The organism is Nonomuraea sp. NPDC049624 (assembly GCF_040675255.1).
In the GTDB taxonomy this organism is placed as follows: domain Bacteria; phylum Actinomycetota; class Actinomycetes; order Streptosporangiales; family Streptosporangiaceae; genus Nonomuraea.
In genome coordinates this window covers 638,700-663,742 of record NZ_JBFAOR010000001.1, presented here as the reverse complement: position 1 = coordinate 663,742, position 25,043 = coordinate 638,700, and the positions used below count along the sequence as shown (strand labels likewise).

At 68.0% G+C, this 25,043-nt stretch carries 30 protein-coding genes and 1 tRNA gene; 22 read left to right on the top strand and 9 right to left on the bottom strand.

The annotated features are described in order from the left end of the window. The gene (locus AB0J76_RS03565) at nucleotides 1–3,444 is read left to right on the top strand and encodes a DEAD/DEAH box helicase family protein (RefSeq protein ID WP_352318167.1); all 3,444 of its coding nucleotides are present in this window, start codon (nucleotides 1–3) and stop codon (nucleotides 3,442–3,444) included. A gap of 449 nt (nucleotides 3,445–3,893) precedes the next feature. Here AB0J76_RS03565 and AB0J76_RS03560 read toward each other — a convergent pair whose 3' ends face one another. Next, complete coding sequence (locus AB0J76_RS03560) at nucleotides 3,894–4,628, bottom strand: XRE family transcriptional regulator (RefSeq protein WP_352318165.1); 735 nt, start codon at nucleotides 4,626–4,628, stop codon at nucleotides 3,894–3,896. Between the two features lie 239 nt (nucleotides 4,629–4,867). On the opposite strand from AB0J76_RS03560, the gene AB0J76_RS03555 reads away from it, so the two are divergent. The 3 genes from AB0J76_RS03555 (at nucleotide 4,868) to AB0J76_RS03545 (ending at nucleotide 6,218) form a co-directional block, all read left to right on the top strand. Beyond that, a complete protein-coding gene (locus AB0J76_RS03555; protein WP_352318163.1) occupies nucleotides 4,868–5,122 on the top strand; it encodes a hypothetical protein in 255 nt (84 codons plus the stop codon). Continuing rightward, nucleotides 5,103–5,585, top strand: a complete 483-nt coding sequence (locus tag AB0J76_RS03550; protein ID WP_352318161.1) for a GntR family transcriptional regulator — start codon at nucleotides 5,103–5,105, stop codon at nucleotides 5,583–5,585. Before AB0J76_RS03555 ends, AB0J76_RS03550 begins: the two co-directional genes overlap by 20 nt. Before the next feature lie 66 nt (nucleotides 5,586–5,651). Beyond that, a complete protein-coding gene (locus AB0J76_RS03545) occupies nucleotides 5,652–6,218 on the top strand; it encodes an HD domain-containing protein (RefSeq protein WP_364388641.1) in 567 nt (188 codons plus the stop codon). On the opposite strand, the gene AB0J76_RS03540 is transcribed toward AB0J76_RS03545, so the two are convergent. Then, the gene (locus tag AB0J76_RS03540) at nucleotides 6,186–6,662 is read right to left on the bottom strand and encodes an NUDIX domain-containing protein (protein ID WP_352318157.1); all 477 of its coding nucleotides are present in this window, start codon (nucleotides 6,660–6,662) and stop codon (nucleotides 6,186–6,188) included. The genes AB0J76_RS03545 and AB0J76_RS03540 overlap by 33 nt on opposite strands. A gap of 2 nt (nucleotides 6,663–6,664) precedes the next feature. After that, nucleotides 6,665–7,405, bottom strand: a complete 741-nt coding sequence (locus tag AB0J76_RS03535) for a helix-turn-helix transcriptional regulator (RefSeq protein WP_352318155.1) — start codon at nucleotides 7,403–7,405, stop codon at nucleotides 6,665–6,667. Between the two features lie 152 nt (nucleotides 7,406–7,557). Here AB0J76_RS03535 and AB0J76_RS03530 point away from each other — a divergent pair, with 152 nt between their 5' ends. Together AB0J76_RS03530 and AB0J76_RS03525 are read left to right on the top strand one after the other, a co-directional pair. After that, a complete protein-coding gene (locus AB0J76_RS03530; protein ID WP_352318153.1) occupies nucleotides 7,558–7,773 on the top strand; it encodes a hypothetical protein in 216 nt (71 codons plus the stop codon). After that, nucleotides 7,770–7,961: a hypothetical protein gene (locus tag AB0J76_RS03525; protein ID WP_352318151.1), complete on the top strand. Its 192-nt coding sequence runs from the start codon at nucleotides 7,770–7,772 to the stop codon at nucleotides 7,959–7,961. Before AB0J76_RS03530 ends, AB0J76_RS03525 begins: the two co-directional genes overlap by 4 nt. On the opposite strand, the gene AB0J76_RS03520 is transcribed toward AB0J76_RS03525, so the two are convergent. Continuing rightward, complete coding sequence (locus tag AB0J76_RS03520; RefSeq protein ID WP_352318150.1) at nucleotides 7,921–8,286, bottom strand: winged helix-turn-helix domain-containing protein; 366 nt, start codon at nucleotides 8,284–8,286, stop codon at nucleotides 7,921–7,923. The two genes, AB0J76_RS03525 and AB0J76_RS03520, sit on opposite strands and share 41 nt — an antisense overlap. A gap of 110 nt (nucleotides 8,287–8,396) precedes the next feature. Here AB0J76_RS03520 and AB0J76_RS03515 point away from each other — a divergent pair, with 110 nt between their 5' ends. The 8 genes from AB0J76_RS03515 to AB0J76_RS03480 all read left to right on the top strand — a co-directional run bounded on the left by AB0J76_RS03515 (nucleotide 8,397) and on the right by AB0J76_RS03480 (nucleotide 14,230). Beyond that, nucleotides 8,397–8,726 carry a hypothetical protein gene (locus tag AB0J76_RS03515; RefSeq protein WP_352318148.1) on the top strand — a complete coding sequence of 110 codons (330 nt, stop codon included), beginning with the start codon at nucleotides 8,397–8,399 and terminating at the stop codon, nucleotides 8,724–8,726. Next, a complete protein-coding gene (locus AB0J76_RS03510) occupies nucleotides 8,719–10,038 on the top strand; it encodes an FtsK/SpoIIIE domain-containing protein (RefSeq protein ID WP_352318146.1) in 1,320 nt (439 codons plus the stop codon). The genes AB0J76_RS03515 and AB0J76_RS03510 overlap by 8 nt, the downstream gene beginning before the upstream one ends. Nucleotides 10,039–10,056: 18 nt before the next feature. Then, nucleotides 10,057–10,698, top strand: coding sequence for a DUF2637 domain-containing protein (locus tag AB0J76_RS03505; protein WP_352318144.1), 642 nt, complete (start codon nucleotides 10,057–10,059; stop codon nucleotides 10,696–10,698). 15 nt (nucleotides 10,699–10,713) lie between these two features. Further along, entirely contained in the window at nucleotides 10,714–11,055 is a 342-nt protein-coding gene (locus tag AB0J76_RS03500; RefSeq protein ID WP_352318142.1) for a hypothetical protein, read from the top strand. Between the two features lie 18 nt (nucleotides 11,056–11,073). After that, entirely contained in the window at nucleotides 11,074–11,232 is a 159-nt protein-coding gene (locus AB0J76_RS03495) for a hypothetical protein (protein ID WP_189651145.1), read from the top strand. 213 nt (nucleotides 11,233–11,445) lie between these two features. Continuing rightward, nucleotides 11,446–12,834: a replication initiator gene (locus AB0J76_RS03490; RefSeq protein WP_352318140.1), complete on the top strand. Its 1,389-nt coding sequence runs from the start codon at nucleotides 11,446–11,448 to the stop codon at nucleotides 12,832–12,834. Beyond that, the gene (locus tag AB0J76_RS03485; protein ID WP_352318138.1) at nucleotides 12,831–13,016 is read left to right on the top strand and encodes a helix-turn-helix domain-containing protein; all 186 of its coding nucleotides are present in this window, start codon (nucleotides 12,831–12,833) and stop codon (nucleotides 13,014–13,016) included. Before AB0J76_RS03490 ends, AB0J76_RS03485 begins: the two co-directional genes overlap by 4 nt. Beyond that, nucleotides 13,013–14,230 (top strand): site-specific integrase, encoded by a 1,218-nt coding sequence (locus AB0J76_RS03480; RefSeq protein ID WP_352318136.1) that lies wholly within the window; start codon nucleotides 13,013–13,015, stop codon nucleotides 14,228–14,230. Before AB0J76_RS03485 ends, AB0J76_RS03480 begins: the two co-directional genes overlap by 4 nt. Nucleotides 14,231–14,333: 103 nt before the next feature. On the opposite strand, the gene AB0J76_RS03475 is transcribed toward AB0J76_RS03480, so the two are convergent. Next, nucleotides 14,334–14,406, bottom strand: a tRNA-Arg gene (locus AB0J76_RS03475). A gap of 57 nt (nucleotides 14,407–14,463) precedes the next feature. Further along, nucleotides 14,464–15,009 carry a hypothetical protein gene (locus AB0J76_RS03470; protein ID WP_352318134.1) on the bottom strand — a complete coding sequence of 182 codons (546 nt, stop codon included), beginning with the start codon at nucleotides 15,007–15,009 and terminating at the stop codon, nucleotides 14,464–14,466. 485 nt (nucleotides 15,010–15,494) lie between these two features. Between AB0J76_RS03470 and AB0J76_RS03465 the strand changes: the two genes are divergently transcribed. From AB0J76_RS03465 to AB0J76_RS03435, 7 genes are all read left to right on the top strand, one after another. Next, a complete protein-coding gene (locus AB0J76_RS03465) occupies nucleotides 15,495–16,814 on the top strand; it encodes a histidine kinase (RefSeq protein ID WP_352318132.1) in 1,320 nt (439 codons plus the stop codon). A gap of 223 nt (nucleotides 16,815–17,037) precedes the next feature. Continuing rightward, nucleotides 17,038–17,664 (top strand): response regulator transcription factor, encoded by a 627-nt coding sequence (locus AB0J76_RS03460; protein WP_352318130.1) that lies wholly within the window; start codon nucleotides 17,038–17,040, stop codon nucleotides 17,662–17,664. A 450-nt stretch (nucleotides 17,665–18,114) separates the two neighbouring features. After that, nucleotides 18,115–18,345, top strand: coding sequence for a hypothetical protein (locus AB0J76_RS03455; RefSeq protein WP_352318128.1), 231 nt, complete (start codon nucleotides 18,115–18,117; stop codon nucleotides 18,343–18,345). Nucleotides 18,346–18,691: 346 nt separating this feature from the next. Next, nucleotides 18,692–18,919 carry a hypothetical protein gene (locus AB0J76_RS03450; protein WP_352318126.1) on the top strand — a complete coding sequence of 76 codons (228 nt, stop codon included), beginning with the start codon at nucleotides 18,692–18,694 and terminating at the stop codon, nucleotides 18,917–18,919. A gap of 3 nt (nucleotides 18,920–18,922) precedes the next feature. Further along, complete coding sequence (locus AB0J76_RS03445) at nucleotides 18,923–19,654, top strand: prolipoprotein diacylglyceryl transferase family protein (protein ID WP_352318125.1); 732 nt, start codon at nucleotides 18,923–18,925, stop codon at nucleotides 19,652–19,654. After that, nucleotides 19,651–21,189, top strand: coding sequence for a radical SAM protein (locus AB0J76_RS03440; RefSeq protein WP_352318123.1), 1,539 nt, complete (start codon nucleotides 19,651–19,653; stop codon nucleotides 21,187–21,189). Before AB0J76_RS03445 ends, AB0J76_RS03440 begins: the two co-directional genes overlap by 4 nt. Before the next feature lie 32 nt (nucleotides 21,190–21,221). Beyond that, nucleotides 21,222–21,431, top strand: a complete 210-nt coding sequence (locus tag AB0J76_RS03435) for a hypothetical protein (RefSeq protein WP_352318121.1) — start codon at nucleotides 21,222–21,224, stop codon at nucleotides 21,429–21,431. Here the strand turns inward: AB0J76_RS03435 and AB0J76_RS03430 are convergent, their stop codons facing one another. Genes AB0J76_RS03430 through AB0J76_RS03420 form a run of 3 tightly spaced genes read right to left on the bottom strand, consistent with a single transcriptional unit; the run spans nucleotide 21,432 to nucleotide 23,571 of the window. After that, complete coding sequence (locus tag AB0J76_RS03430) at nucleotides 21,432–21,890, bottom strand: MaoC family dehydratase (RefSeq protein WP_352318119.1); 459 nt, start codon at nucleotides 21,888–21,890, stop codon at nucleotides 21,432–21,434. An 11-nt stretch (nucleotides 21,891–21,901) separates the two neighbouring features. After that, a complete protein-coding gene (locus AB0J76_RS03425) occupies nucleotides 21,902–23,089 on the bottom strand; it encodes a hypothetical protein (protein ID WP_352318117.1) in 1,188 nt (395 codons plus the stop codon). After that, the gene (locus AB0J76_RS03420) at nucleotides 23,086–23,571 is read right to left on the bottom strand and encodes a SigE family RNA polymerase sigma factor (protein WP_352318115.1); all 486 of its coding nucleotides are present in this window, start codon (nucleotides 23,569–23,571) and stop codon (nucleotides 23,086–23,088) included. The genes AB0J76_RS03425 and AB0J76_RS03420 overlap by 4 nt, the downstream gene beginning before the upstream one ends. Nucleotides 23,572–23,791: 220 nt before the next feature. On the opposite strand from AB0J76_RS03420, the gene AB0J76_RS03415 reads away from it, so the two are divergent. Further along, on the top strand, nucleotides 23,792–24,973 hold the full coding sequence (locus tag AB0J76_RS03415) for an ATP-binding protein (RefSeq protein ID WP_352318114.1): 1,182 nt from the start codon (nucleotides 23,792–23,794) through the stop codon (nucleotides 24,971–24,973). Nucleotides 24,974–25,043 lie beyond the last annotated feature (70 nt).

Sequence of the window (25,043 nt, the reverse complement as noted above, 5' to 3'; positions counted from 1 at the left end):
ATGGGCAACTTCGCGTTCCTCCAGTCCGAGCCCGAGTGGGCTGATCTGTACGACGGTGCGACACGCGCGGAGCGGCTCGCCGTAGCCGACCCACGCGTCTCGTGCTTCTACGCCCGCCGGACCCTGGAACTAGCAGTCACCTGGCTTTATAAGGCCGACGAGACGCTCAAACTGCCGTATCGTGACGACCTTTCGGCGTTGATTACCGAACCGACTATGGTGAAATTGGTCGGCCCGGCGATCCGCACGAAGATGGACCTGATCCGGCGCCAGGGCAACACCGCCGTACACAAGCACGGACCGGTGCCCGCTGCGGACGCGGTCCGGATCGTAGGCGAGCTGTTCCACGTCATGTACTGGATCGCCCGGCAGTATTCCCGTAATCATGACGAGTTACCTGCCGCCGGGCTGGCCTTCGATCAGACGTTGATTCCCAAGCCGGTGCCCGCCGACATCCGGCAGAAGAAGCAGGCCGAGATTCAGGCGATGGCCGAGGAGTTCGGCAAGCAGCAGGCCGAGCTTGCCAAGGAGCGCCGCAAGAGCCAGGACTTGGACGCCGAACTAGCTAAGCTGCGCGCCGAGATCAAGGCGGCGAAAGCCGCGAACGCGAAGGTCCCGGACACCCACGACTACAACGAGGCCGAGACCCGCGACCTCCTTATCGACTTGTTGCTGCACGAGGCAGGTTGGCCACTCAACAAGCCAGAGGACCGAGAATTCCCGGTCACAGGGATGCCTACTCCCAGCGGGAAGGGCAAGGTCGACTACGTCCTGTGGGATGACAACGGCAAGCCGCTGGGACTGGTCGAGGCCAAGCGCACCACCAGCGACGCCACGGTGGGCCAGCACCAGGCCAAGGCGTACGCCGACTGCTTGGAGCAGAAGTACGGCCAACGGCCCGTGATCTTCTACACCAACGGCTACGAGACCCATATCTGGGATGACCGGAACTATCCGCCGCGCAAGATCTTGGGCTTCTACACCAAGGACGAACTCCGCACCCTGATCCACCGGCGGAGCAGCCGTCGCCCGTTGGGCACTGAAACGGTCAACGAGGAGATCGCTGGCCGCCACTACCAGAACCGCGCGATCCGCCGTATCGACGACGCCTTCGAGAAGGATCACTTGCGTCAGGCCCTACTGGTAATGGCGACCGGTTCGGGCAAGACCCGGACCGTGATTGCCCTCGTAGACCAGCTGATCCGGGCCGGCTGGGTGAAGCGGGTGCTGTTCCTGGCCGACCGGCAGGCGCTGGTCACCCAGGCCACCAACGCATTCAAGCAGCACCTACCAGGGGTGCCGACAGTGAATCTGCTGAACGAGAAGAACACCGAGGGCCGGGTCTACGTCTCGACATACCCCACCATGATGGGGCTCATCAACGAGACCAGTAACGGCCTGCGCAGGTTCGGACCCGGCTACTTCGATCTCGTCGTCATCGACGAGGCGCACAGGTCGGTCTACCAAAAGTACGGCATGATCTTCGACTACTTCGACTCACTGCTGGTTGGACTCACCGCTACCCCGAGAGAGGAGATCGACCGCAACACCTACCGGCTGTTCAACCTCGAAGACGGCGTGCCCACCGACGTATACGGCTTGGATGAGGCCGTAACCGAGGGGTATCTCGTCGCTCCGCGTGGGGTGGACGTACCTCTGAAATTCCTGCGCAAGGGCATCAAGTACGACGACCTGTCGGAAGAGGAGAAGGAAGCGTGGGACACGGCAGACTGGGATGAGAACGACGACGTTCCCAGCGAGATCAGCGCGGACGAGTTAAACAAATTCCTGTTCAACAAGGACACCATCGACAAGACCCTCGAGACGCTGATGACCTACGGCGCAAAGGTCGAAGGCGGGGACCGGCTTGGCAAGACGATTATCTTTGCCCGGAACAACAACCACGCCGAGTTTATCGTCCAGCGTTTCGACACGCTGTTCCCCGAGTTTCGCGGCGAGTTCGCGCAGGTCATCACGCACAAGAAGGTCCTTGCACAGGACCTCATCGACAAGTTCTCCGACAAGAACAAGGCTCCGCACATCGCGATCTCGGTAGACATGCTCGACACCGGGATCGACATCCCTGAGGTCGTCAACCTAGTCTTCGCCAAGATGGTGCGGTCCAAGACGAAGTTCTGGCAGATGATCGGTCGTGGCACCCGGCTATGCTCCGACCTGTTCGGTCCGAACCAGGACAAGAGTGGCTTCCTCGTCTTCGACTTATGCCAGAACTTCGAGTTTTTCAACCAGGGCCTCGCTCTCGCTGAAGGCAGACTTCAGCCCTCGCTCAGCGAACGGCTGTTCAAGCACCGGATGGACTTGCTGCTCAACCTGGACCAGCAGAACCTCAACCTGGCGGCCCCGGCGGAGAAGACGCCCGACGAGCCGAAGACCGTGGCCGATCTTCGCTGGAGTCTGGCCGAGCGGCTGCAGATCGAGGTGGCGAACATGAACCATGCCAACGTCGAGGTTCGCCGGCACCTGCGCGAGGTCGAGACCTATAGGGAGCCGGCTAGCTGGCTGAAGATCACCCCGGAGAAGCACACGGAGATCACCCAAGCGCTCGCGCCGCTTCCCACAGAGTTCCGTGAGGACGAGAACAGCCAAGAGGCCAAGCGCTTTGACCTTCTGGTGCTGCGGCTCCAGCTGGCTCAAGTAGAGGCCGATGCGAGCTATCCGCGGCTCCGCAGCCAGGTTCAGGAGATTGCCTCAGCACTGCTCGACCCCACCACACTGACCATCCCCGCCGTCCGGCAGCAGCAGGAACTCCTTGAGGACCTCACCACAGACTCGTGGTGGGAGGACGTCACCATGCCGATGCTGGAGTCGATGCGGCGTCGCCTGCGTGGGCTGGCCAAGCTCATCCCCAAGGTGAAACGCGGCATCGTATACACCGACTTCCAGGACGAACTCGGCGAACTGGGTATGGCCGAGATCAAGGGTGTCGTGCTGGGCACGGACAAGTCGCGGTTCGAGTCCAAGGTGCGCACCTACCTGCGCAGCCACGAGAACGAGTGGGCAGTGCAGAAGCTCCGCCGCAACCAGCAGATCACAACCGTCGACCTCGAAGAGCTGGAGCAGATCTTCATCGTGAACGGCTTCGGCACCGAGGCCGATATCGAGCAGGCCAAGAATGAGCACGACGGCCTCGGCGTGTTCCTCCGCTCACTCACAGGCCTGGACCGCGAGGCCGCATCCAGGGCGTTCGACCAGTTCCAGGCCGACAAGAATCTCACCGCCAACCAACTCCATTTCCTCCACCTCCTGATCGACTACCTGGCCAAGAACGGCATTGTAGAGGTCGAAGCCCTTTACGAGTCGCCATTTACCGCCCTCGCTCCTCGCGGACCCGAGGACCTGTTTCCCGAAGCCAGCGTCGATGCCATCGTCTCGGTCTTGCGAGGCGTACGTGCGACAGCCATACCGGAAGAACATGCCGCGTGACGCTGGTGATTCTCAAGGGTCATGCTCTTGCCTAATAATCCAGGAAACGACAAGACCATGAAATTGTTTGGATGACAAGACAGGGAGACGCGATTAAGTGCCGCAGGTCACAAGCTCCTCTAAATGAGAGTGCACTGGCCCGCCACGTCATCCGGTGGCAAGTGGACCCGGAGCGCAGGGCCGCCAGGCCCGAGCACCGGAAGCCGCGCGGCAGTCGATCGCCCTAGCCGCTTCGAAGCGTACCGAAGTGAGCGATCGTCACGGTGTCAAGTGGTGACTCTTGTCCTCCTCAGGCGCACTGGACGGTGCGTGCCCGGACCGGCCGAAGAGCCGCAGCCGGGCACGCTGACCGGCCAGTGCGCCCGGCGGGTCGCGCAGCGGGCCGCCCTTGATGACGTGTAGAGAAGTTGCTTTCGGGACTGTCCGGTGCCCTGTGTCCGGTGCCCTGGTCAGCTCTCGTTGTTGTGAGGCACAGCAGTGGCCCAGACGTGTACGAAGCTTGTGAGGTAGACCGCCGCTGTGCCCTGCTCCTCCTTGTGGTGGAGGTGCATTACGGGGGCTTCGGCGGCTGGGGTGGCGTAGGCGTGGAGGTTGACCAGGAGTTCGTTGTCTGCGCGGAAGATGGAGTTGTAGAGGACGGTTCGGTGGAGGCGGATCTCTACGTTGGGGGCGTCGTGTAGCCGGCGGTAGAGGGTTAGGGCGTTCTTGATGCGGGCGGCCATGACTTCGGGGCCGATGCCTTCGTCAGTGCCGCGTCTGGCGACCTGGGGGCTCTCGGGGTCGCCGAGGAGGATTCGGATCTTGACGCCTGCTCGGGCGCGAGCGGTGAGGGTGTCGAGGATTTTGCCGTCTTCCGGGAGGAACAGGCCGCTGTAGGTGAGGATGTCGATCTCCTCGGTCGCGCCCTGGAAGAGGGCGTGCCAGGCGCTCTGGGGGACGGCCCAGCGGTGGGGGTAGACGGCGCGTACGCCGCCGGCCAGGGCGAGGTGTTGTTGGGCTACCTGCGGCCACAGGTCGGCTTCGTGGACCTGGAGGAGGTCGGCGATGGCCCAGCGGTGGCGTGGGTAGGGGATGCGGCCCTGGAGCCAGCGGTGGACGGTCTTGGGATCCACGGTGAGGGCTGCCGCGACGTCGGTCGGGGTGATGCGGGCTGCGAGCATCGCGTTGCGCAAGTGGTCGTTCATGGGGGCCGCCGCTCCTGTGAGGGAACCGTCGTTGCCTGCGACGTTAACATGAGACGTCCCTAGACGTCCCCTAGTTGTGGTGTAGAGGTTCCGGGTGCCTGGCCGATGCTCGTGGGGCCGGAAGAGCCACCGAAGGGACGGAACACATGCAAAGCGGCCGAGCACAGAGCCTCGCTTATCAGCAGCGTCTGCTGACGGAGCTGGGGAACGGGCTACGACCTCGGGGTATCGCGGCCGTCTTGATGGCGGCCGAGGATGGACGTCCTGAGTTGTGCGTCCAGGATCGCCGCTCTCGGATCCGCAAGGTCTACGTCAACGTCCCGTTCTACTGGTTCTATTGGGGTGATCAGCCCGACGAGCGGACCAGTTGCCTCAATCTGGAGGCTGCCATCGACCGGGTTGAGCGGGTCGCCCGGAACGGCTGGCGCGCGGGTGAGCAGGCGGAGCTGCGCATCGATCTGGGTCTGATCTCTGATGCGTATCGGCGTGCCTGACGGCATGGCTGTGGACGAATCTCCGTGGTTGACGGGCGGTGCTGTCTACACCCAGATCGCAGAGCGGCTGCGGGCGCGGGTCGTTGCCGGTCGATATCCGGCGGGCGGTTCGCTGCCGTCCGAGGCTGAGTTGTGCGCGGAGTTTCGGGTGGCTAGGAACACGCTCAGGCGTGGCCTGGCCATCCTGGAGCAGGAGGGGGTCATCGTCACGGTTCCCTCGAAAGGCCGCGTGGTGCCGGGGCCGCGGGCGGACACCGCGTACCGCTATGAGGTGATCGCCTCTGAGCTCCGCGCTCAGATCGAGAGCGGGGCCCTCGCGGTGGGGGCTGTGTTGCGGAGCGAGAAGGAGCTGCGGCAGCGGTACGAGGCTTCGCGGGACACGGTGCGGCGGGCGCTCGACCTTCTGGAGCGTGAAGGGTTGGTCGTGGTCGAGCATGGGCGGGGCCGGTTCGTTCGAGGATGAGACGTCCTGGGACGTCCACATGTGCCCCTAGATCAGCCCATATGCGGTCTGTCTAAGGTGAACAACGTGGAGCATGTCGATTGGGCCTATGGCCTGGCCAAAGAGCTGCTGGAGACGACTTTGCCTCGCCGCTGGGCGCATACCCAGGGAGTCGCTGAGCGAGCTGCGTCCCTGACGCCACTCCTCAGGGAAGAGGCTGACACCTTGATTGCCGCTGCGCTGCTGCACGACATAGGGTACGCCCCGGACCTGGTCGACACGGGCATGCATCAGCTCGACGGCGCTCGGTACCTTCGCGACGTCGCCGGGGCGGATGGGCGGCTGTGCCGCCTGGTGGCCTACCACTCGTGTGCGGACAACGAGGCCCGGCAGCGTGACCTGTTCGATGTGTTGGCCAAGGAGTTCGACCAGGAAGCGCCGGACTTGGCGAGGGCGCTCACCTACTGCGACATGACCACCGGTCCGGACGGCCAGCATGTGGACGTTACCGACCGGCTGGCCGAGATCCATTCGCGGTACGGTCCTGAGCATGTGGTCAGCCGGTCGATCACGGACGCCACCCCGTGCATCGTGTCCTCGGTGCGGTCGGTGGAGGCAGCGCTATCCGATGTGCGGCAGGCCGACGCCGGTTAGGTAGTGGTCGATCCGCATGCGCATCGACCGGTCCATCGGCAGGGACGCGATCTCGCTCCGGGGCACCCAGCTGACCTCTCGGGATTCCTCGCTCGGAGTCGGCTCACCCTCGACCGCGCGGCCGGTCAGGACGATGGAGAACTCCTGTCGGGCCTCGCGGTTGGAGGTGTAGAGGATCACGTGCCGGGGGTCGCTGTAGGTGCCGACCAGGCCGGTGATCTCGCAGGTGATGCCGGTTTCCTCGTACGTCTCCCGGATGGCCGCCGCGGGGATGGACTCGCCGAGGTCGATTGCGCCGCCGGGCACGGCCCAGTTGTCGTTGTCGCTGCGGCGGATCATCAGGACGTCCCCGGCCGCGTTGATGACGATGACGTTGACGGACGGAACCAGGCTGTTCGGCTCGGGCGCGTCGGGGTCGTCGTAGAAGTCGATCCGCTTGGCCATGATCAGAGCTCCACCGGGGTCGCTTGCGCCCATACCTTCTCGAAGCTGTCGGCGTAGGTGGTCACCATCTCCCCGCCGGCCACCCTTCGCAGATGCAGTACAGGTGCGTTCCCTGCGCGGGTGCCGTACACGTGCATGTTGACCAGGTAGTCGCCGTCAGCCTGATAGATCGAGTTGTAAAGGATCGTCTGATGGAGGCGGAGCTCGAAGTTGTCCAGGGGCAGAAGCGGCCGGTAGAAGATCAGCGCGCTACGGATCTGCGCGGCCATGCTGTCGCCGACGCCCTCGTCCTCTCCTCGCTGAGCGACTTCGGCGCAGCCGGGGTCGCCGAGTAGGACACGGACCCGCACGCCCGCCTGCGCCTTCTCCCCCAGCAGACGGACCATCGCGGCGTCGTCGGCGAGGAACAATCCGCTGTAGACCAGGACGCCGATGTCCTGGGACGCGGCAGTGAACAGACGTCCCCACGCGTCCCGCGGTACGGCCCAGCGGTGTGGATAGATCGCCAGGACCTCGCTCTCGGACGCGGCGACCACCTGTTCCCGCGAGAGGGCCTGCGGCCACAGGTACGTCTCGTCCACACCGAGGTACGAAGCCGTGGCAAACCGGTGCTTACGGTACGGCTCGCGTCCCTTGGTGATCCACCGTTCGACGGTCTTTGGATCCACCTCAATCGCCTCGGCCAGGTCCGCGACGCTCACGCCCTTCTGCAACAGCGCAGCGCGTAGCCGTTCGTTCGCCATCTCACCTGCTCCCAAGGACGTCCGGGGACCTGGACATCGTAGGCCGGACGTCTTGAACATGTCCCGTCGTGTAGTGATCTCGTCCTAACACTGCGTCGCATCCTCGGTTGCACAACGCCACAACGGCAGCGATCGAAGGAGGAGATGCACCCATGAACAACGAGATCACCATCCCCGCCGAGACGCCCTCGTGCGACTGCGGCAACGCCCTGACCGAGGGGCAGACCCAGTGCTCCAAGTGCCTGGCGCGGAGCCGGTGGGCGCGTAAGGAGCGGGCCCGGAACCGGCGTAACCGGCGACGGACCGAGACCAGGCGTCCCCCGCGCAACCCCCGCGGCGCGTTCGCGATGGGGGTGAGCTGGACGTGAGCTGGCTCCCGCTGATCGTCGCCGCTCTGTTGAGCACGACCCTGCTCGTCGGCTACGTCATGGTCCTGGTCGGCATCCGTCGCCAGGACAAGGCCCTGAGCCTGCGCCGGCACCCCGGCGGGGCTTCGGCCTCGCTGGCCCGGAAGGTCACCGGCTGCTACGTCCGGGATGGCGTGACGTGGACGTAGCCAACTGCTCCTCGACCTTCGCGAGGCGAACCGACAAGTCCCGTACGGCGGCGCGCAGCTCGGCCACGTCGGCCTGCTCGTCGCCGGCGGGGCGCTCCTCCGTCTCCCGGACGAACACGCCCTTGCCCTGCTGGCCGATCACCAGGCCCTCGTTGCGCAGGATGCCGACGGCCATCTTCACCACGCTCAGCGAGGCGTCGTACCGCTCGGCGAGTTGCGCCGTGGATGGCAGCGGGGCACCGGGCGCGAGAGAGCCGCCTTGGATCTGCTCGCGGAGATCGTCGGCGATCTGGAGGTAGCCGGGGCGCCCGGTGTTCTTGACCATCGCCGTCCATCACACCACGAAACATCGACCAAGCCAACCGAGAGGACGTTGACAACCAAGCCAACTAGGTTAACTATGTTGGTGAACGATGAAAGAGGAGGTCACAGCCCATGCGTTCCATCCCGATTCCTGTGGATGTCGGCAAGCTCGCCATCACCTGCGTCAAGGCACCGCGACCGCGGGTGCTCAACAGGGACACCGGCGAGATCAAGACCGACAAGAACGGCAACACCGTCTACGAGGTCACCGTCTCCGTCGAGGACGAGTTCGGCCGGATGGAACTCGTCAAGATCGGCATCACCGGCGAACCGCCCATCAGCGTCGGCGACCAGGTCAACGCCGTCGGCCTGCTCGGCTACGTCTGGGAGATCGCCGGCCGATGGGGCATCGCCTACCGCGCCTCGGCGCTGCTCCCCGCCAGGGAGGCCATCGATGCCTGACGCGCCGTACATGCTTGCAGCCCTGGCCGCCGTCGCGGCCGGGCTGTGGGCCTGGCGCCGCTACCACTACCCGTCCTTCTGGCTCGTGCTCGGCTTCCCGCTCGTCGGCCTGTCGGTACGGGCGTCGTGGCGGCGGGTCGCCCTCGGCTGTGGGCTGACCAAGAAGCGGCAGCGCTTCTGGTTCACCACCGTCCCCGGCCTGGTCGCCTCGACGGGCATCGTCCGTGTCCGGCGCAGGTGGCAGCGCATCGCCGTGGATACCAAGCCGTTCATGTGGCTGCCGCTGCCTACCCGGCACGGCTGGCGCGTCACCCTGCACACCCTGGAGGGCCAGACGCCCGGCGATTACGCCGACGTCGCCGAACGCCTGGCCCACTCCTGGGGCGTCCACGCCATCCGCGTCTCCTCACCCGGTCCCGGCCGCGTCGTCCTCATGGCCACCATGCGCGACCCGCTGGTCAAGGTCGACGAGCTGCCGCCCTCACCGGAACTGCTCAAGGTCACGGTGGGACGGCTGGAGACGGGCAAGCCCTGGACCATCGACTTCCGTACCGTGCCGCACTGGCTGAACGCGGGCGCGACGCAGTCCGGCAAGTCGAACCTCGCCAACGCCCTGATCGTCGGGCTGGCTCCACAACCCGTGGCCCTGGTGGGCTTCGACCTCAAAGGCGGGGTGGAGTTCACGCCCTATGGACCACGCCTGTCCGCGCTGGCCACCTCGCGCGCCGAGTCCGGTGGGCTGCTGGATGACCTGGTCGGCCTGATGGTCGATCGCATGGGACTGTGCCGCCAGGCCGGCGCCCGCAACATCTGGCAGCTCCCGCCCGGCGTGCGACCGGTCCCAGTCGTGGCCCTGGTCGACGAGCTGGCCGAGCTGTACCTGATGGCCGACAAGTCCGAGAAGGACGAGATCGCCAAGACCTCGACGGCGCTGCTGCGGGTCGCCCAGCTCGGTCGGGCGTTCGGCATCTACCTGTTCTGCTGCGGCCAGCGCATCGGCTCCGACCTCGGACCCGGTGTCACCGCTCTCCGCGCCCAGTGCTCGGGACGGATCTGCCACCGCGTCAACGATCCCGAGACCGCCACCATGACGCTCGGCGACCTCGACCCGGCGGCCCTCGCCTCGGCTCGTGCCATCCCCGCCGAAACGCCGGGCGTCGCCATCGTCGCCGGTCAGGACGGCCAGTGGTACCGCGCCCGCTCCTACTACGTCACCGAGCAAGCCGCCGAACACGCCGCCCGTACTCACGCCCACCTCACCCCTGCCTGGGATGAGATCACCGCCCACCTGCCCGAACCCATCAACGCCTGAACCACGAAGGGAGGAACGATGCGACGCTTCGCCTGCTGGCTGCTCGACACCGGCCCGGTCCTCGTCCTGGCCGCCATCGCGGGTGCCGGATCGTTCACCCACATTCGCGACACCGCTATCGAGCACGGCCAGACCGGCTGGATGTCCTGGGCGGTCGCGGTCTGCATCGACCTGACCTGCGTGATGGCCGCCCGCGAACGTCAGCGCGACAAGAGGACCGGCAACCGCCGGCGGGGTCGGCTCTCGTGGCCCGTCCTCGTCCTGACCGGCGGCATCGTCCTGTCCCTGGCCGCGAACCTCGCCCAAGCCGACCCGACCGTCTGGGGCTGGATCACCGCCGCGACTCCGGCCGCCGCCTTCCTCATCGCCGTCTCAATGCTGGAACGCCGCGCCACCCGCCCGGAACCGTCCACTGCCGTGGCGTCCTCGCCCGTCCTGGCTTCGTCCTCGGCTCCGGAACTCGTCCCGTCCCAAGTTCGGGACGAGGACGACGAGCGGGACAGCGACCTCGCGCCCGCCCTGATCGACTACGCCCGCCGTGTGGCCGACGAACACCACACCCGGCACGGCAAGCCCATCACCCGAGACGCCCTACGCGCCCACCTGGGCGTGTCCAACCAACTCGCCTCCGATCTGCTGCGCACTCTACGCACCGCCTGAAGGGAGAACCGACCCATGACCCACGACCGCCGCACCGCCCTCATCAACGGCCTGCTCGACCTGGCCGCCTTCCTGGAAGCCCATCCCGACGTACCCGTCTCCTCCAGCGTCACCGTCCACCACTTCACCGACCAGGCCGGCGACGCCGACCAGCGCGCCGAGATCGACCAGATCGCCGCCCTCGTCGGCTCGGACATCGACTACGAGGACTCCCCGTACGGCCACTACGCCACCTCGCGCCTGTTCGGCCCGGTGGAATACCGCGCCGTCGCCATCCTGGCTGCCGCCCGCGCCCGCCACGCCGCCGAAGCCAGCTACCGCGGCTGCATCCAATCCGACCCCACGCCAGCCACCTGACCAGATGAGGATCCGACCATGCGCATCCGCATCGACGGCACCCGAGCCGAGATCGTCGACGCCCTGTTCCGCCTACGCCTGCACTTCACCGTCATCGGCGTCTCACGCGCCTACCCCGACCGCACCCGCCCGTACCACTGGCGCATCTACCTCACGACCGCCCGCGACAGGAAGTGACCCGATGGACGAGGTGATCCACTACCGCTGCTGCACCTGCAACGGCACCGGAATCGACTCCGACGACGCCCGCTGCCTCGACTGCGACGGCAACGGCATCGACAACCACGGCGCATAACGCGCAGCGCCCCCGGCCTGGCCGCACATCCGCCAAGACGACTGCCAGGTCGAGGGCCATCCCTTCACCCGAACGAGCGAAAGGAGGTCTCCATCTTGCCCACAACCCACGCCACCGCGCACGCCAAAGCGGGCATGATCGCCCGACTCAACCACCCCGATTACGACCGCTGGGCCAATCAGATTCGCGCCACGGGCGGCTGCCGTCAGCCCATCCACCTCCGCGGCAAGGTCGACCACTACGACCGCGCCACCGGCCAACTCCTGCACCGCTACACCACCCGCACCGAACCTGACGGCATCCTGCGCGTCCCGTGCAAGACCCGCCGGGCCACCCGCTGCCCGTCCTGTGCCGAGACCTACCGCGCTGACACCTACCACCTCATCCGCGCCGGCCTCGTCGGCGGCAAGGGCGTCCCCGAGACCGTCACCACCCACCCAACCTTGTTCATCACCCTGACCGCCCCGTCCTTCGGCCCGGTCCACACCCGCCGCGAACACCACGGCAAGGCCCAGCCCTGCCACGCCCGCCGCAACGCCACCACCTGCCCACACGGCCAAGTCATGTCCTGCACCCAACGCCACAGCAAGGACGACCCACGCCTCGGCGAACCACTCTGCCCCAACTGCTACGACTACACCGGCTCCGTCCTGTTCAACGCCCTGGCCCCACTGCTGTGGAAACGCTTCGCCGACTCCGTACGCCGCCACCTCGCCAAACTCGGCGGCCTCCTCCTCAAGGACCTCCGCCACCACCTCACCCTCTCCTTCGCCAAAGTCGCCGAATACCAGCGCCGCGGCGTCGTCCACTTCCACGCCGTCATCCGCCTCGACGGCCCCGGCGGCCCTGCCACACCTCCGCCATCCTGGGCCACCACCGACGCCCTGACCCAGGCCATCCAGCACGCCGCCAAAGCCGTCACCGCCAAAGCTCCCACCTACGCCGACCAGCCCGAACGAGTCCTGCGCTGGGGCACCCAACTCGACATCCGCCCCATCACCCTGCACGGCGACCTCACCGACCAAGCCGTCGCCGGCTACATCGCCAAGTACGCCACCAAAGCCGCCGAATGCGTCGGCACCCTGGACCGCCGCATCAACCCCCTCGACGACCTGACCCTGTACAACCTCCGCGACCACGCCCGCCGCCTCATCACCACCTGCATGGAACTCGGCACCCAACCCGACCTCGCCGAACTCCGCCTCGCAGACTGGGCCCACATGCTCGGCTTCCGCGGCCACTTCTCAACCCGCTCTCGCCGCTACTCCACCACGCTCGGCGACATCCGAGCCGACCGCGAACACCACGCCCGAGCAAGCGAGATCACCACCGGCCGCCTCCCGCTCTTCGCCGAAGACGCAGTCCTCGTCATCAGCGAATGGGAGTACGCGGGCAAGGGCCACTCCCTGGGAGACGCGCTCCTCGTCGCCGCCCTCACTGGAACGCCATCGGCGACGTTCGAGTACGCAGGAAGCCGCTCATGACTCGGCTACTCCTCACGGTTCCCGAAGCCGCCGAAGCCCTGGCTATCTCACGAAGCAAGCTCTACCAACTGCTCGCTACCGGCGCCGTCGCTTCCATCCGCATCGACGGCTCTCGCCGCATCCCCATCACGGCCCTTAACGACTACATCACCCGCCTGACCAGGAAGGAGGTTGCCGTATGACCAAGACCTATATCGGCACGCCGGACGAGCAGCCGCGCAAGAAGAAGGCACCCAAGCTTCGTGACGGCGTCATGAAGCGCGGCACCACCTGGTCGTACGTGATCAGGGTCCGCGACCCTGAGACAGGGGAGAGCAAGCCGCGATGGGTTGGCGGCTTCACCTGCGAGGACGATGCCAAGGCCGCTCGTGACGAAGCACGGGTCAAGGCCCGCCGTGGCGAGTACGTCGACCGCAATACGATCACCGTCTGCGAGTACCTCGATGAGTGGATCGAGGCGCACGCCGTCGAGATCAAGCCCAAGACCCTCGCCGACTACCGACACATCATCGAGAGATACATCAAGCCCAACATTGGCACGCTGCGGTTGCAGGCCGTTCGGGCTACCGCGATCACCAAGCTGTACCGGGATCTGAGGGCCGGCGGCGGCAAGAATGGGCGGCCGCTCTCCTCACGCACGGTCGATTACGTCCACGCCGTGCTTCGGAAGGCATTCCGTGACGCCATGAACGTCGATGAGATCCTGTCGTCCAGTCCGGTGGAGAAGGCCAAGCGCCCGCGACGGGAGATCAGCGAGCCCGGCACGGTTTGGACCACGGACCAGCTCAAGACGTTCCTCCTCGCTGCTCGCGATCACCGCCTCTGGCCCTTCTTCCATGTCGCGGCCTACACGGGTGCTCGGCGTGGTGAGCTGCTTCATCTGCGCTGGTCCGATGTCGACCTTGAAGATAGGCAGATCACCATCCGCGGCTCGGCCTCGTTCATCGACGGCAAGCGCGTCGAGGGCACCACCAAGAGCGGTCGTAAGCGCGTCGTCAGCCTCGATGCGCGGACGGTCCAGGTCTTCCGTGCGCAGCGGTCTCAGCAAGCCGCGGACAAGCTCCAACTCGGCCCCGAGTGGCGAGGCACCGGCGACTACGTGTTCACCACGGGATGGGGCGAGCCCGTTCACCCCGACACGCTGAGCTCGCTCTTCCCGATCCTGATCAAGCGATACAACCTGGCGAACCTCGGCACACCGTTGCCCCACGCACGGCTTCACGACCTACGCCATATCCACGCCACGATCCTGCTCCTGGCGGGCGTTCCCGTCCACGTCGTCGCGGCCCGCCTCGGACACGCTGACCCGTCGATCACCCTTCGGGTCTACGCCCACGTGATCCGCGAGGCCGAAGCATCAGCCGCCGACGTCTTCGCCGAGGCGATCGGTGAGTGACGAGGGCCTGTGTTAGCAGAGGTGTTAGCAAGATCTGGAGATTGTCCTGACAAACCAAAAGGCCCGCTCCCAGGAACCCCTGGTTGCGGGCCTTTCGCATGTGTGCGGCCGGAGGTACTCGAAACCCCAACCTTCTGATCCGTAGTCAGATGCTCTATCCATTGAGCTACGGCCGCTCGCTGCGTAAGCAAGCATAGCGGGTTCTGTGCAGTGCATCGAACCGAATACCGCGATCACTGGCGAGCCGACTGCTCCTTCTTGGGCCAGAGCGTGTGGCTCACCGGCCAGATCAGGGCGATCAGGGGGACCTTGAGGAGGTTGAGCATGAAGTCCACCAGGGCTTTTGTGCGCGAGGGGTCGTTCACGAGCCAGATGAGGCCGAAGAGGATCAGGCACGAGATTCCGTACGCCAGGAGCAGTTTCAGCCAGAACGCCCACTCGTAGCGGGTCCGGGCGGGTCCGCCTGCTGGAGGCTTCCAGGGCGGGGGGCCGCCGGCGAAGCGGTGGTGGAAGCGGGCGTCGGCCCAGCGCATCGTTCGGTGGCCGAAGACGATCGAGTAGGCCAGGTAGGCCGCCGCCAGGCCGTGGCGCACGTCCGCCGTGGCGCCGCCGCGCATGTCGATGACCGCCGCGGCCAGGAGGACCACGTCGAGGAGCGGGACGCAGAGCAGGAGGGCCGTGCTCAGCCGTCGGCGCTTCCAGAGGTAGCGGCAGGCCAGGCCGAGGCCCAGGAGGAGCCAGAAGCCGATTTCGCAGCCGATGAGGATGGCGACAATCACGTGTACCAGCTTGCGGGGATTCGCGGCCCGGCACATCGTCGGCGAAAACGAGCCTGTGGATACATCGAAAGGTGTATCCACAGGCTGACCCTCGGAGGACGGCGGCGGCGTCCGGGAGTGGTGAGATGAGGACATGACACGAGCGGCGGTGAGGGGCTGTGGCGCCGGGGCGCGGGCGGTGGCGGGTCGGGCGACGCCGTCCGGGGCGCCGCTGGGGGCCGGCTCGGGTGGTTCGGGGTGTGGGCGGGGCCGGAGCTGGCCGCGTGGTTCGGGGTGTGGGCGGGGCCGGAGCTGGCCGGGTGGTCCGGGTGCGTAGGGGCGCCGGCCGGTCGACGGCCTTGACGCGGTCGGTTTCACAGTGGTGGCGATCGGTGCCGCTGCCGTGGAACGCCTGGGGGCGGGCGGGTTCGCGGTGGTTGAGGCGGTTCGAGGCGCGCGGGGCTTCCGGGGGCGGCGGTCAGGAGAAGGGCAGGGTGCCGCCTGGGGTGGCGGCGGGGGCGGCCTTCGTTCTGGGGGCGCTGCTGATTCTGGCTGGTGGATACCTGCGTCGGGGCGTGCCGGTGTGGGTGTTGCTGGTGCCGTTGGCGATCACCTGTTCGGCCGTGTTGCTGCGGCAGCGGGCCCCGTTGTGGTCGCTGGCGCTGGGGGTGGTGGCCGTCACGATCGACGGGCTGGTGGGGCCGTCGCTGGCGACCGTGCTGGTGTTCACCGACAATCTTTACGCCGCGGCGCTCTACGGGCCGGCGCGGCTCGCTCGGTGGCTGCTCGGGATCACGACGGTGCTGGCCGTGGTGGCCGGGGCGGTGGCGGCGTTCATCGCGGCGGACTGGCGGTTGCTGGCCGTCATGGGGATCCAGGCGGGGCTGGTGCTGGTCACGCCGGTCACCACGGCCTGGGTGCTGCGGGAGCAGCGCGACCGGGCGGCCGCGGAACGCGCGCGGGCCGAGCAGGTCGCGCACCTGGCCGAGCTCGATCGGCAGGCCGCGATCGCGGCTGAGCGTACGCGGATGGCTCGTGAGCTGCATGACATGATCGCGAACCATTTCAGCGCCATCGCCATCCAGTCGACGGCTGCTCTGTCCCGTAAGGACCTGGATCGGGAGACGGTTCGCAAGGTCATGGAGTCCGTACGGGAGAACAGCGTCAAGGGCATGGCCGAGATGCGGGACATGATCGGGCTGCTGCGGGAGGCCAACGGCGGGCGCGAGGGGGAAGGGCCGGAGCTTGAGGCCACCCGGCCGCGGCTGGCCGACGCCGAGAACCTGGTCGAGCGTACGCGGCGGGCTGGGATGGCGGTCGAGCTGCGGGTCGAGGGGGAGTTGCGTGAGGTGCCGGCTTCGGTGGACCTGGCCGGTTATCGCATCCTTCAGGAAGGGCTGACGAACGCGCTCAAGCATGGTGAGGCGCCGGTCGTCGTCTCGCTGACGTACGGACCGGGGGAGGTTCTCCTGACGGTCGAGAACCAGGTCGGGCGGCGGGGGGCTCGGCTGCCGGGTTCGGGGGCGGGGCTGATCGGCATGCGCGAACGGGCTTCGCTGGTCGGAGGGTTCTTCGAGGCGGGGCGGTCGGGGGATGGGTGGCGCATCGCGGCGGGCTTTCCGACGTCGCTCAACCCCGGTACACGGGCGCTCGATGGTCGGCCGCCGAACGGTCGTGGGTCAGGTGACGGTCCTGTGGGTGGGCGTGTCTTGGGTGATGGTGCTTCGGACGGTGGACGTGCCTCGGGTGGTCGTTCTGCGGAGGTGCGTGCTTCTGGGGCGCGGGATCCGGAGGGGCGGGGTGCGGATGTGCAGGAGCCGGAGTAATTCACGACATTTCCATCACTAATCGGAAATGGCGGGGTGCGGGTGTGCAGGGGCCGGAGGCTGGGGCTGTGGATGGGCGGGCGGTGCGGTGGCGGGCGGTCGGAGGGGCAGCGGTGGCGCCGGTGGATGAGAGCGCTGGTGACGACGGTGAAGACCTCAGGGATGGTGAGCGTCCCAGGGATGGTGAACGTCCCAGGAACGGTGATGGCGGAACGGACGTGGCATGAGCATCAGGGTGTTGGTGGCTGACGATCATGCGGCCGTACGGGCCGGGATTGTGATGATTCTGGACGGCGCCGACGACATCGAGGTCGTGGGGGAGGCCGCTGATGGTGAGCAGGCGGTTCGGTTGGCTCACGATCTGCGCCCTGACGTCGTCCTCATGGACATCCGCATGCCTCGTCTCGACGGCATCTCCGCCACCAGGGAGCTGGCGGGGGTGAGTGACGTCCTGATCCTCACGACGTTCGACGTCGACGAGTACGTCTTCGGCGCGCTGCGGGCGGGGGCGGCCGGTTTCCTGCTCAAGAACACCGAGGCCGATGCCCTGGTGGAAGCGGTGAGGTTGGTGGCGGGCGGCGAGGGGATGATCGCGCCGGGCGTCACCAGACGGCTGATCGCCGCCTTCGCCGACCAGCCGCCCCGTCGTGAGCCGCCCGACCCGGAGGCCCTGACCCCGCGCGAGCGTGAGGTGCTGGCCTGCATCGGCCGCGGCCTGTCCAACGCCGAGATCGCCAAGGAGCTCGACATGGCCGAGGCCACCACGAAGACGCACGTCAGCCGGCTGCTGAACAAACTGGGGCTGAAGAGCCGCGTGCAGGCGGCGATTTACTACTCAGAGTCGCTTTAGCCCCGTAGGGTGAACGGCGTGACCACGCCGCCGCCCCCTCCACCGGGGGAGCCGCCCTCGGAGCAGCCTCCGTTCGGACAGCGTCCACCCGGGCCGCCCGGTGGCCAGTCTTCGTCCGGGCAGCCTTCGTCCGGGCAGCCTTCGCCCAGTCAGTCGCCCTCCAGTCAGCCTCCGTCGGGGCAGGCTCCGTCTGGGCAGCGTCCACCAGGGGTGCCTGGGTCTCAGTCTGGGCACCGGCCGTCCGGGCCGTCTGGGCAGGCGCCGTTCGGGCAGCCTGCGGCTGGGCAGGTTCCGTATGGGCAGCGTCCACCTGGGTCTCCTCCCGGGCAGCCTCCGTTCGGGCCGCCCAGCGGGCCGCCAGCCGGGCCTCCTCCCGTAGGGCCGCCGCAGCCGCGGCGGCAGGCCGGGCTGACCGTTGCGTTGGCGCTGGCCGGGAGTTTCGCCTACCTGGTGATCAACCTGGTGGTCGGGCTGCTCGCGGTTAGCGTGCAGTCCACGGCGGCGATCGGCGTCGCGGCGGGGTTCCTCTTGCTCCTGGGGCTCGGCGTGGGCATCGTGCTGGTCGTCCTGCGCAAGCCGTGGTCGTTCGGCCTGGGGCTCGGGTTGATGATCGGATGGGCGTTGGCGTCGATCGTCTCGGCCGGATATTGCACGGGGCTGAACCCCGGCCTGTACGCATAGGTGAAGGCATTGATCGTTCGGCACGTAGCATCGCCTGTCGGCCAGAGGTAGCGGGATGACGACGCCACCGCCACAGTGCCCGCCGGGGCAGCACCAGAACTGGCCACCACCGTCGCCTCCATCGTCGCCCCCGCCGTCGTCACAATCGGGGCCGTTGCCGCCGCCGTCGTCACGACCGGGGCCGTTGCCCCCGCCGTCCCCACAACCGGGGCCGTTGCCGCCGCCCCTGTCACAGCCGCGGCCGTTGCCGCCGCCGTCACACGTGCGGGCGTTGAACTCGCAGCCGCCGCAGCAGCAGCAGCGCTCAACGCCTCTACAGTCACCACCACCCAGTAGTCGCAACTCCATGAGGCTTCTCAGCGCGATGCTGGTCGCGGGCGTTCTCACCTACACCGCGGTCCTGATCGCCCTCGCCGGCCTGGCCGCCGGTCTGGGGTTCGGTCTACTGCGCAAGCCATGGTCCCGAGGGCGAGGGCGAGGGCGGGGGCTGGGGCTCGCGATCGGCTGGGCGTCGTGGTCGACGCTGACGGCCGGACTCCGCACCGGTCGTCCCAACCCCACCCTGTACGGCTGAACCATGCCTTACCACGAGATATTCGTCGGCCTGGGCGTCCTGGTGGCCGCGGTGGTCTTCGTCCGCGAGGCCAGGGCCAGGGGCGCGCTCAACGAGCAGTCACTGGTCGCCGTCACCGGAGCCCTGGTCGGGGGCGCGATCGGCATGCGTCTGGCGGGCTGGCTGGAGACGCTCGACCTCGCCGACCTCTGGCTGTACGGCTCCCGCAGCATCCTCGGCGGCCTGACCGGCGCGTACGTCGGCGTGCTGGTCGCCAAGAAGGTCATCGGCTACAAGGAGCGCACCGGTGACCTGTTCGCCCCGGCGGTGGCGCTCGGCATGGCGATCGGCCGTATCGGCTGCCACCTGACCGAGGCCCCCGGCAGGCCCACGGACCTGCCCTGGGGGGTGCACGCGCCGCCGTCCACCCCGGAATGTCCGGGATGTCTGACGGGCCAGGCCATGCACCCGTCGTTCGTGTACGAGATCGTCTTCCAGCTGGCCGCGTTCGTCGCGCTGCGGTGGGCGCGCAAGCGGCTGACCGAGCCCGGGGAGCTCTTCACGCTCTATCTCGCCGGATACGCGGTCTTCCGGTTCCTGGTCGAGTTCACCAGGGCGAACGAGACGTTGTGGCTCGACCTCACCGGGCCGCAATGGTTCCTGGTGCCCGGCCTGACGTTGCTCGCGCTCAGGCTCGCGTACGGCTGGCGTCGAGGCCACTACGATGCTCTTTTCAGATGGAAGGTCACGACATGAGCGCAGGGATGGGGCTACGGGGAGACCGCATCCTCCGGTACGTCAACGCGTTCTGCCCGAGATGCCACGGCCAGGACCTCGACCAGGTCGAACGGCTGAGCGGCTGGCTGGCCGAACGCGACGGCAAGGTGTGGCTGGAACGCGGCTGCCGCGAACACGGCCTGATCCGCACGCTGTACGACGAGGACCCGGAGATCCTCGCCTACCTGGAGGAGTGGACCGCTCCCACCAAGCAGCACATACCAGACGTGTCCGGAAACTTCGCCCCGATCCCCGGCGCGTACCTCAACGGCCTGCCCGAGATGCAGACCCAGCACACCTGCATCCTCCTGGAGGACATCGCCGAGGCGTGCAACCTGCGCTGCCCCACCTGCTTCGCCGACAGCTCGCCCGACCTGACCGGCGTCGTCCCGGTGGCCGACGTGCTGGCGAACGTCGACCAGCGTCTGGCCAGGGAGAACGGCAAGCTCGACGTCCTGATGCTGAGCGGCGGCGAGCCCACCCTCCACCCCGAGCTGAAGACCCTCCTCGCCGAGCTGGTGAGCCGGCCGGTCACCCGCATCCTGATCAACACCAACGGCGTGCTCATCGCCAGGGACGACGCGCTGCTCGACCTGCTCACCGAACACCGCGACCGGGTGGAGGTCTACCTCCAGTACGACGGCTCGTCGGCCGAGGCGTCCAAGCACCACCGCGGCGGCGACCTGCGCCGGATCAAGGTGGAGGCCGTACGGCGGCTGTCGGAGCGGGAGATCTTCACGACCCTGGTCATGACCGCGGCCCTGGGCGTCAACGACGGCGAGATCGGCGACGTCGTGCGCCTCGCGCTCGACACGCCGTTCGTCGGCGGCGTGTCGCTGCAACCCCAGTTCGGCTCGGGGAGATCGGGCGTCATCGACCCGTCCGACCGGCTCACCCACACCGGGGTGCTCAAGCGGCTCGGCCCGCAGACCGGCGGCCTGGTGACCTGGCGCGACCTGACCGCCCTGCCCTGCTCGCACCCCCACTGCTGCTCGGTCGGCTACCTGATCCGCGACGACGCCCAGCAGTGGCGCTCGCTGGTCGCCCTGATCGGCCACGACCGCCTCAAGGAGAACCTGGGCCTGGTCTCCAACCGCATCGCCGACACCGAGCTGCCCCGCGAGCTGCGGACGGCCGTCCAGGAATCGCTGCTCGGGCTGCTGTCGGAGCAGTCGTCGCTGTCCCACCCGCAGATCGGCGACCTGTGGCGGGACATCTGCGAGAACTGCGACCTCGGCGTCGCCACGCTGCTCACCCTCGCCTCCTCGGCGCTGCCCGGCCGGCGGAAGAAGCTGCGCAGGATGCTGGGCGAGCGGGTGGTGCGGATCACGATCAAGCCGTTCATGGACATCTCGACCATGATCGAGGAGCGGCTCACGCAGTGCTGCGTGCACGTCGGCACGCGGGCCGCGCAGGACCAGTGCGCGCCGTTCTGCGCCGTACAGGCCTGGCCGCAGCTGTCGCGGCAGCGGCTGTCCGCGGTGGCCGCCAGGCCGGGGCTGGTGATCCTCTGAACAGCCGGCCGTACGACCCGCTCCGGTTGTGCGTGTACGCCACCGTGGCGCTGCTGGCCTGGCTGCTCGGGCCGTGGGCGGTGCTCGGCTTCGCGGCGCTGGGGTTCGCGGGGTACTGGAAGGCGCGGCGGGCCGGGCTGACCCGGAGCAAATGCCTGCTCAGGGACACCCGGCTCGTGCTGGCCTATCTCGGGCTGATCGGGCTCGCCGCGGTGGTGGGAATCGTCCTGTCGCTGTGGTGATCAGCTCGCGGGGACGTACAGGCTGAGCGACTCGGCGATGCAGGCGGGCCGGCGCTCGCCCTCGATCTCGATCGTCATCTTCAGGTTGGCCAGGTAGCCGGCCGGGGTGCCCTTGACGTCGGTGAGCTCGCCCACGGCCCTGACCCGCGCGCCCACGGGCACCGGCCGCGGGAAGCGGACCTTGTTCAGCCCGTAGTTGACGCCCATCGCGATGCCCTCGACGCGCACCATCTCGAACATGAACGTCGGCAGCAGCGACAGGGTCAGGTAGCCGTGGGCGATCGTGCCGCCGAAGGGCCCCTCCTTGGCGCGCTCCACGTCCACGTGGATCCACTGGTGGTCGTCGGTGGCGTCGGCGAAGAGGTCGACCTGCTCCTGGGTGACGGTGCGCCACTCGGTCGGGCCGAACGTCTCGCCCACGGCCGCCTTGAGTTCCTGTACGTTCGCGAAGGTCCGCATGGCCACGAACGCTATTGCGCGGGCGGGACGGCTGCCAAGTTGAGCACCCGGTACCCGTCGCGCAGGCTCTCGGCCCAGTACACGATCGCGGCCGGTTCGGCGGACCATTCGTGCCCCCACCAGATGCCCGGCCGGTCCGACGTGGCCAGCGTGCCGGTCCGCACGTCGTAGACCGCGCCGTCGCTGCTCACCACGAAACGGTCGAGGGCCGGGTAGTCGCCGAGCCTGGGCACGAGCCCGAGTCCTGGGGGTTCGGCCGCGCCGCCGCCGTCCAGGCGCTGCAGGTACGTGCGCCCGCCCCGCACGCCCCGGCACCAGGACGGGCCGCAGCGCAGCCTCAGCACGTCCGGGGGCGCGACGACGTCCCTGGTGGAGTGGCGGCCGGTCGACAGGTTCACGAGCCTGGTCTGGTTCCGGTCCTCGCCGTCGGCGACGTCGCTCGCCCACGGCCATTCGACGAGGTGCAGGCCGTCGCTGCCCGGAAAGCGCGTCGGGGCGCCGCCCGCGAGCGGCATCCACCACACGCCGCCGGTCCGTTCCGACCAGACGATCCGGTCGCCGTCGAGGGCGATGCGCTCGATCCGCAGGTGCTCTCCGGTCATCGCGGCGACCTGCCGGGGCTCGCCGCCGGCGAGCGGGGCCGTCCAGATCTCGCGCACCTGCGTGCCGTCCTTCCGTACGGCGTTCACGTGCCAGGCGAGGTTCAGCCCGTCATGCGCCGGCGGCTGGGGGCGGTAGGTTCTCACGCCCGGCGGAGTCGAGATGCCGGTGATCTCGCGGAACGTCCGGGTGGTGGTGTCGTAGACCTCGATCGCGCGGATCGTGGCCATCCCGGGCCCGGCGACGACCAGGATCCGGGTGGCGTCGAGCGCGGTGACCGGGAAGCGGAACAGGCCGTCCGCGCGCACGCCGGGCATCGTGACGACGGCCTGCGGCCACGCCCGCTCCAGGGGCACGGCCACCGCCTGCGGGAAGGGCCGCGCGGCCGGGGACGGCGCGGCTGCCTGCCGCCCGTTCGCCGCCATGACCGTGCCGGTCGCGAGCACGGCCGCCACCGCCGTCGCGACGGCCAGCCCCCGGGTACGCCGCCTCCGCCTGCGCCGACGCCGCCCCTCCACCCCGGCGAGCAGCCCGCCGGGGTCAGGAGCGTGCTCCGCCGCGGCCCGAAGCGTCTCGGTCAGGTCCTTCTCGCTCCTCATGCCCGTTCCCTCTCCAGCAGTGCCGGCCGGATCCTCAACGTGTGCAGCGCGCGCGACGCCTGGCTGCGGACGGTTCCGCGGGAGATGCCGAGGATGTCGGCGATCTCCTGGTCCGGCAGGTCCTCGTAGTACCGCAGCACCAGGACCACCCGCTGCCTGCGCGGCAGCGTCGCCAGCTCCCGCCACAGCTCGCCGGAGGAGTGGCGGTCGGTGTAGGCGCCCTCGGGCATCTCGCCCGTGAGCTGCTCCCTGCGTCGCCGGCGCCACCAGCTCACGTGCTGACGGGTCATGATCGTGCGTACGTAGGACTCCGGGTTGTCCTTGTTGCGCACCTTGCGCCAGGTGTCGCCGAGCTTGAGCAGCGCCTCCTGGACGAGGTCGGCGGCGTCGTCCGGGTTCCCGGTGAGCACGTATCCGTACCGGAGCAGGGCGGCGCCACGCGCTTGCACGAACTCCTCGAACTCCACAACACCCAGACGCACGGGCGTCCCGGACTGTTGCAAAGATCTTTTACTCGAAACCATCGCATGCATGTTCGAGTCCGCGCTACAGTTCTGGGTATCGAAATCGAACAAGGGTTCGGCCTGGTGAGAGGGGGTGTGTCCGATGACGATGCTCGCCACAGCTCCTGCTCGGACACGCCGTAGCACTTTCTTCCCAAATCTAAGACGGCCGCTATATCCGGCAATAAAGTCCGAGAGCGTGGACCCTGTGCGCAATCCCTACGCCCCCGGCGCCGGGCAGCGTCCGCCGGAGCTGGCCGGGCGCGACCGTGAGCTGCAGCAGTTCGAAGTGGTGCTGGAGCGGGTCGCCCGTGGCCGTCCCGAGCGCAGCATGGTCGTCACCGGCCTGCGCGGCGTCGGCAAGACCGTCCTGCTCAACACGTTCAAGTCCATGGCCATGCAGCGCCTGTGGGGCACGGGCAAGATCGAGGCCCGGCCCGACCAGTCGATCCGGCGTCCCGTGGCGGCCGCCCTGCACATGGCCATCCGCGAGCTGGCTCCGCGCCACCGCGCGCCCGAGCGCATCGAGGAGTTCCTCGGCGTGCTGAAGGCGTTCGCGATGCGCGACCCGTCCGCGGCCAAGGGCACCTCCCACTGGTCGCCCGGCATCGAGGTGCCCGCCAGCCGCGGGCGCGCCGACTCCGGCGACCTGGAGATCGACCTCACCGAGTTGTTCGTCGACGCCGCCGGCGTGGCGACCGACCTCGGCGTGGGCATCGCGCTGTTCATCGACGAGATGCAGGACGTGCAGTCCGCCGACGTCTCCGCGCTCTGCGCCGCCTGCCACGAGCTGTCCCAGTCGGGCGGGCCGCTGATCGTGGTGGGCGCGGGGCTGCCGCACCTGCCGAGCGTGTTGTCGGCCAGCAAGAGTTATTCCGAACGGCTCTTTCGCTACGCGCGCATCGACAAGCTCGACCGTGAGGCGGCCGACCTGGCGCTGATCCTGCCCGCGCGGGAGGAGAAGGTCGAGTTCACCCAGGAGGCCCTCGACGCGCTCTACGAGGCCGCCGACGGCTATCCCTACTTCGTCCAGGCGTACGGCAAGGTCGCCTGGGACCTCGCGCTGCGCAGCCCGATCACCCTCGACGACGTCAAGGTGTCCGCGCCCGAGGCCGAGGAGGAGCTCGCCGTGGGCTTCTTCGGCAGCCGCTACGAGCGCGCCACCCCCGCCGAGCGCGACTACATGCACGCCATGGCCCAGATCGGCGACGAGCCGGTCGCCACCGCCGACGTGGCCGACGCCCTCGGGCGGAAGCCGTCCAGCCTCTCGCCCGCCCGCGACAGTCTGATCAAGAAAGGGCTCATCTACAGCGCCGAACGCGGTCTGATCGCGTTCACGGTGCCGCACTTCGGAAGGTTCCTGCGGGCTCAACCCATTTGAGCGCCGCCCCTAGACCTCTATTGGGCTGTCTAGTGGGGAAGCTAGACAGCCCAATAGAGCTGTATCGCCA

What these genes read in the sequence shown, in the direction of transcription:
- AB0J76_RS03535 (WP_352318155.1), bottom strand. Translation starts at nt 7,405, where the DNA reads ATGGCGAACGAACGGCTACGCGCTGCGCTGTTGCAGAAGGGCGTGAGC.
- AB0J76_RS03430 (WP_352318119.1), bottom strand. Translation starts at nt 21,890, where the DNA reads ATGCGGACCTTCGCGAACGTACAGGAACTCAAGGCGGCCGTGGGCGAG.
- AB0J76_RS03520 (WP_352318150.1), bottom strand. Translation starts at nt 8,286, where the DNA reads ATGGTCAAGAACACCGGGCGCCCCGGCTACCTCCAGATCGCCGACGAT.
- AB0J76_RS03560 (WP_352318165.1), bottom strand. Translation starts at nt 4,628, where the DNA reads ATGAACGACCACTTGCGCAACGCGATGCTCGCAGCCCGCATCACCCCG.
- AB0J76_RS03460 (WP_352318130.1), top strand. Translation starts at nt 17,038, where the DNA reads ATGAGCATCAGGGTGTTGGTGGCTGACGATCATGCGGCCGTACGGGCC.
- AB0J76_RS03540 (WP_352318157.1), bottom strand. Translation starts at nt 6,662, where the DNA reads ATGGCCAAGCGGATCGACTTCTACGACGACCCCGACGCGCCCGAGCCG.
- AB0J76_RS03565 (WP_352318167.1), top strand. Translation starts at nt 1, where the DNA reads ATGGGCAACTTCGCGTTCCTCCAGTCCGAGCCCGAGTGGGCTGATCTG.
- AB0J76_RS03480 (WP_352318136.1), top strand. Translation starts at nt 13,013, where the DNA reads ATGACCAAGACCTATATCGGCACGCCGGACGAGCAGCCGCGCAAGAAG.
- AB0J76_RS03515 (WP_352318148.1), top strand. Translation starts at nt 8,397, where the DNA reads ATGCGTTCCATCCCGATTCCTGTGGATGTCGGCAAGCTCGCCATCACC.
- AB0J76_RS03550 (WP_352318161.1), top strand. Translation starts at nt 5,103, where the DNA reads ATGCGTATCGGCGTGCCTGACGGCATGGCTGTGGACGAATCTCCGTGG.
- AB0J76_RS03510 (WP_352318146.1), top strand. Translation starts at nt 8,719, where the DNA reads ATGCCTGACGCGCCGTACATGCTTGCAGCCCTGGCCGCCGTCGCGGCC.
- AB0J76_RS03485 (WP_352318138.1), top strand. Translation starts at nt 12,831, where the DNA reads ATGACTCGGCTACTCCTCACGGTTCCCGAAGCCGCCGAAGCCCTGGCT.
- AB0J76_RS03500 (WP_352318142.1), top strand. Translation starts at nt 10,714, where the DNA reads ATGACCCACGACCGCCGCACCGCCCTCATCAACGGCCTGCTCGACCTG.
- AB0J76_RS03530 (WP_352318153.1), top strand. Translation starts at nt 7,558, where the DNA reads ATGAACAACGAGATCACCATCCCCGCCGAGACGCCCTCGTGCGACTGC.
- AB0J76_RS03450 (WP_352318126.1), top strand. Translation starts at nt 18,692, where the DNA reads ATGAGGCTTCTCAGCGCGATGCTGGTCGCGGGCGTTCTCACCTACACC.
- AB0J76_RS03505 (WP_352318144.1), top strand. Translation starts at nt 10,057, where the DNA reads ATGCGACGCTTCGCCTGCTGGCTGCTCGACACCGGCCCGGTCCTCGTC.
- AB0J76_RS03440 (WP_352318123.1), top strand. Translation starts at nt 19,651, where the DNA reads ATGAGCGCAGGGATGGGGCTACGGGGAGACCGCATCCTCCGGTACGTC.
- AB0J76_RS03425 (WP_352318117.1), bottom strand. Translation starts at nt 23,089, where the DNA reads ATGAGGAGCGAGAAGGACCTGACCGAGACGCTTCGGGCCGCGGCGGAG.
- AB0J76_RS03445 (WP_352318125.1), top strand. Translation starts at nt 18,923, where the DNA reads ATGCCTTACCACGAGATATTCGTCGGCCTGGGCGTCCTGGTGGCCGCG.
- AB0J76_RS03495 (WP_189651145.1), top strand. Translation starts at nt 11,074, where the DNA reads ATGCGCATCCGCATCGACGGCACCCGAGCCGAGATCGTCGACGCCCTG.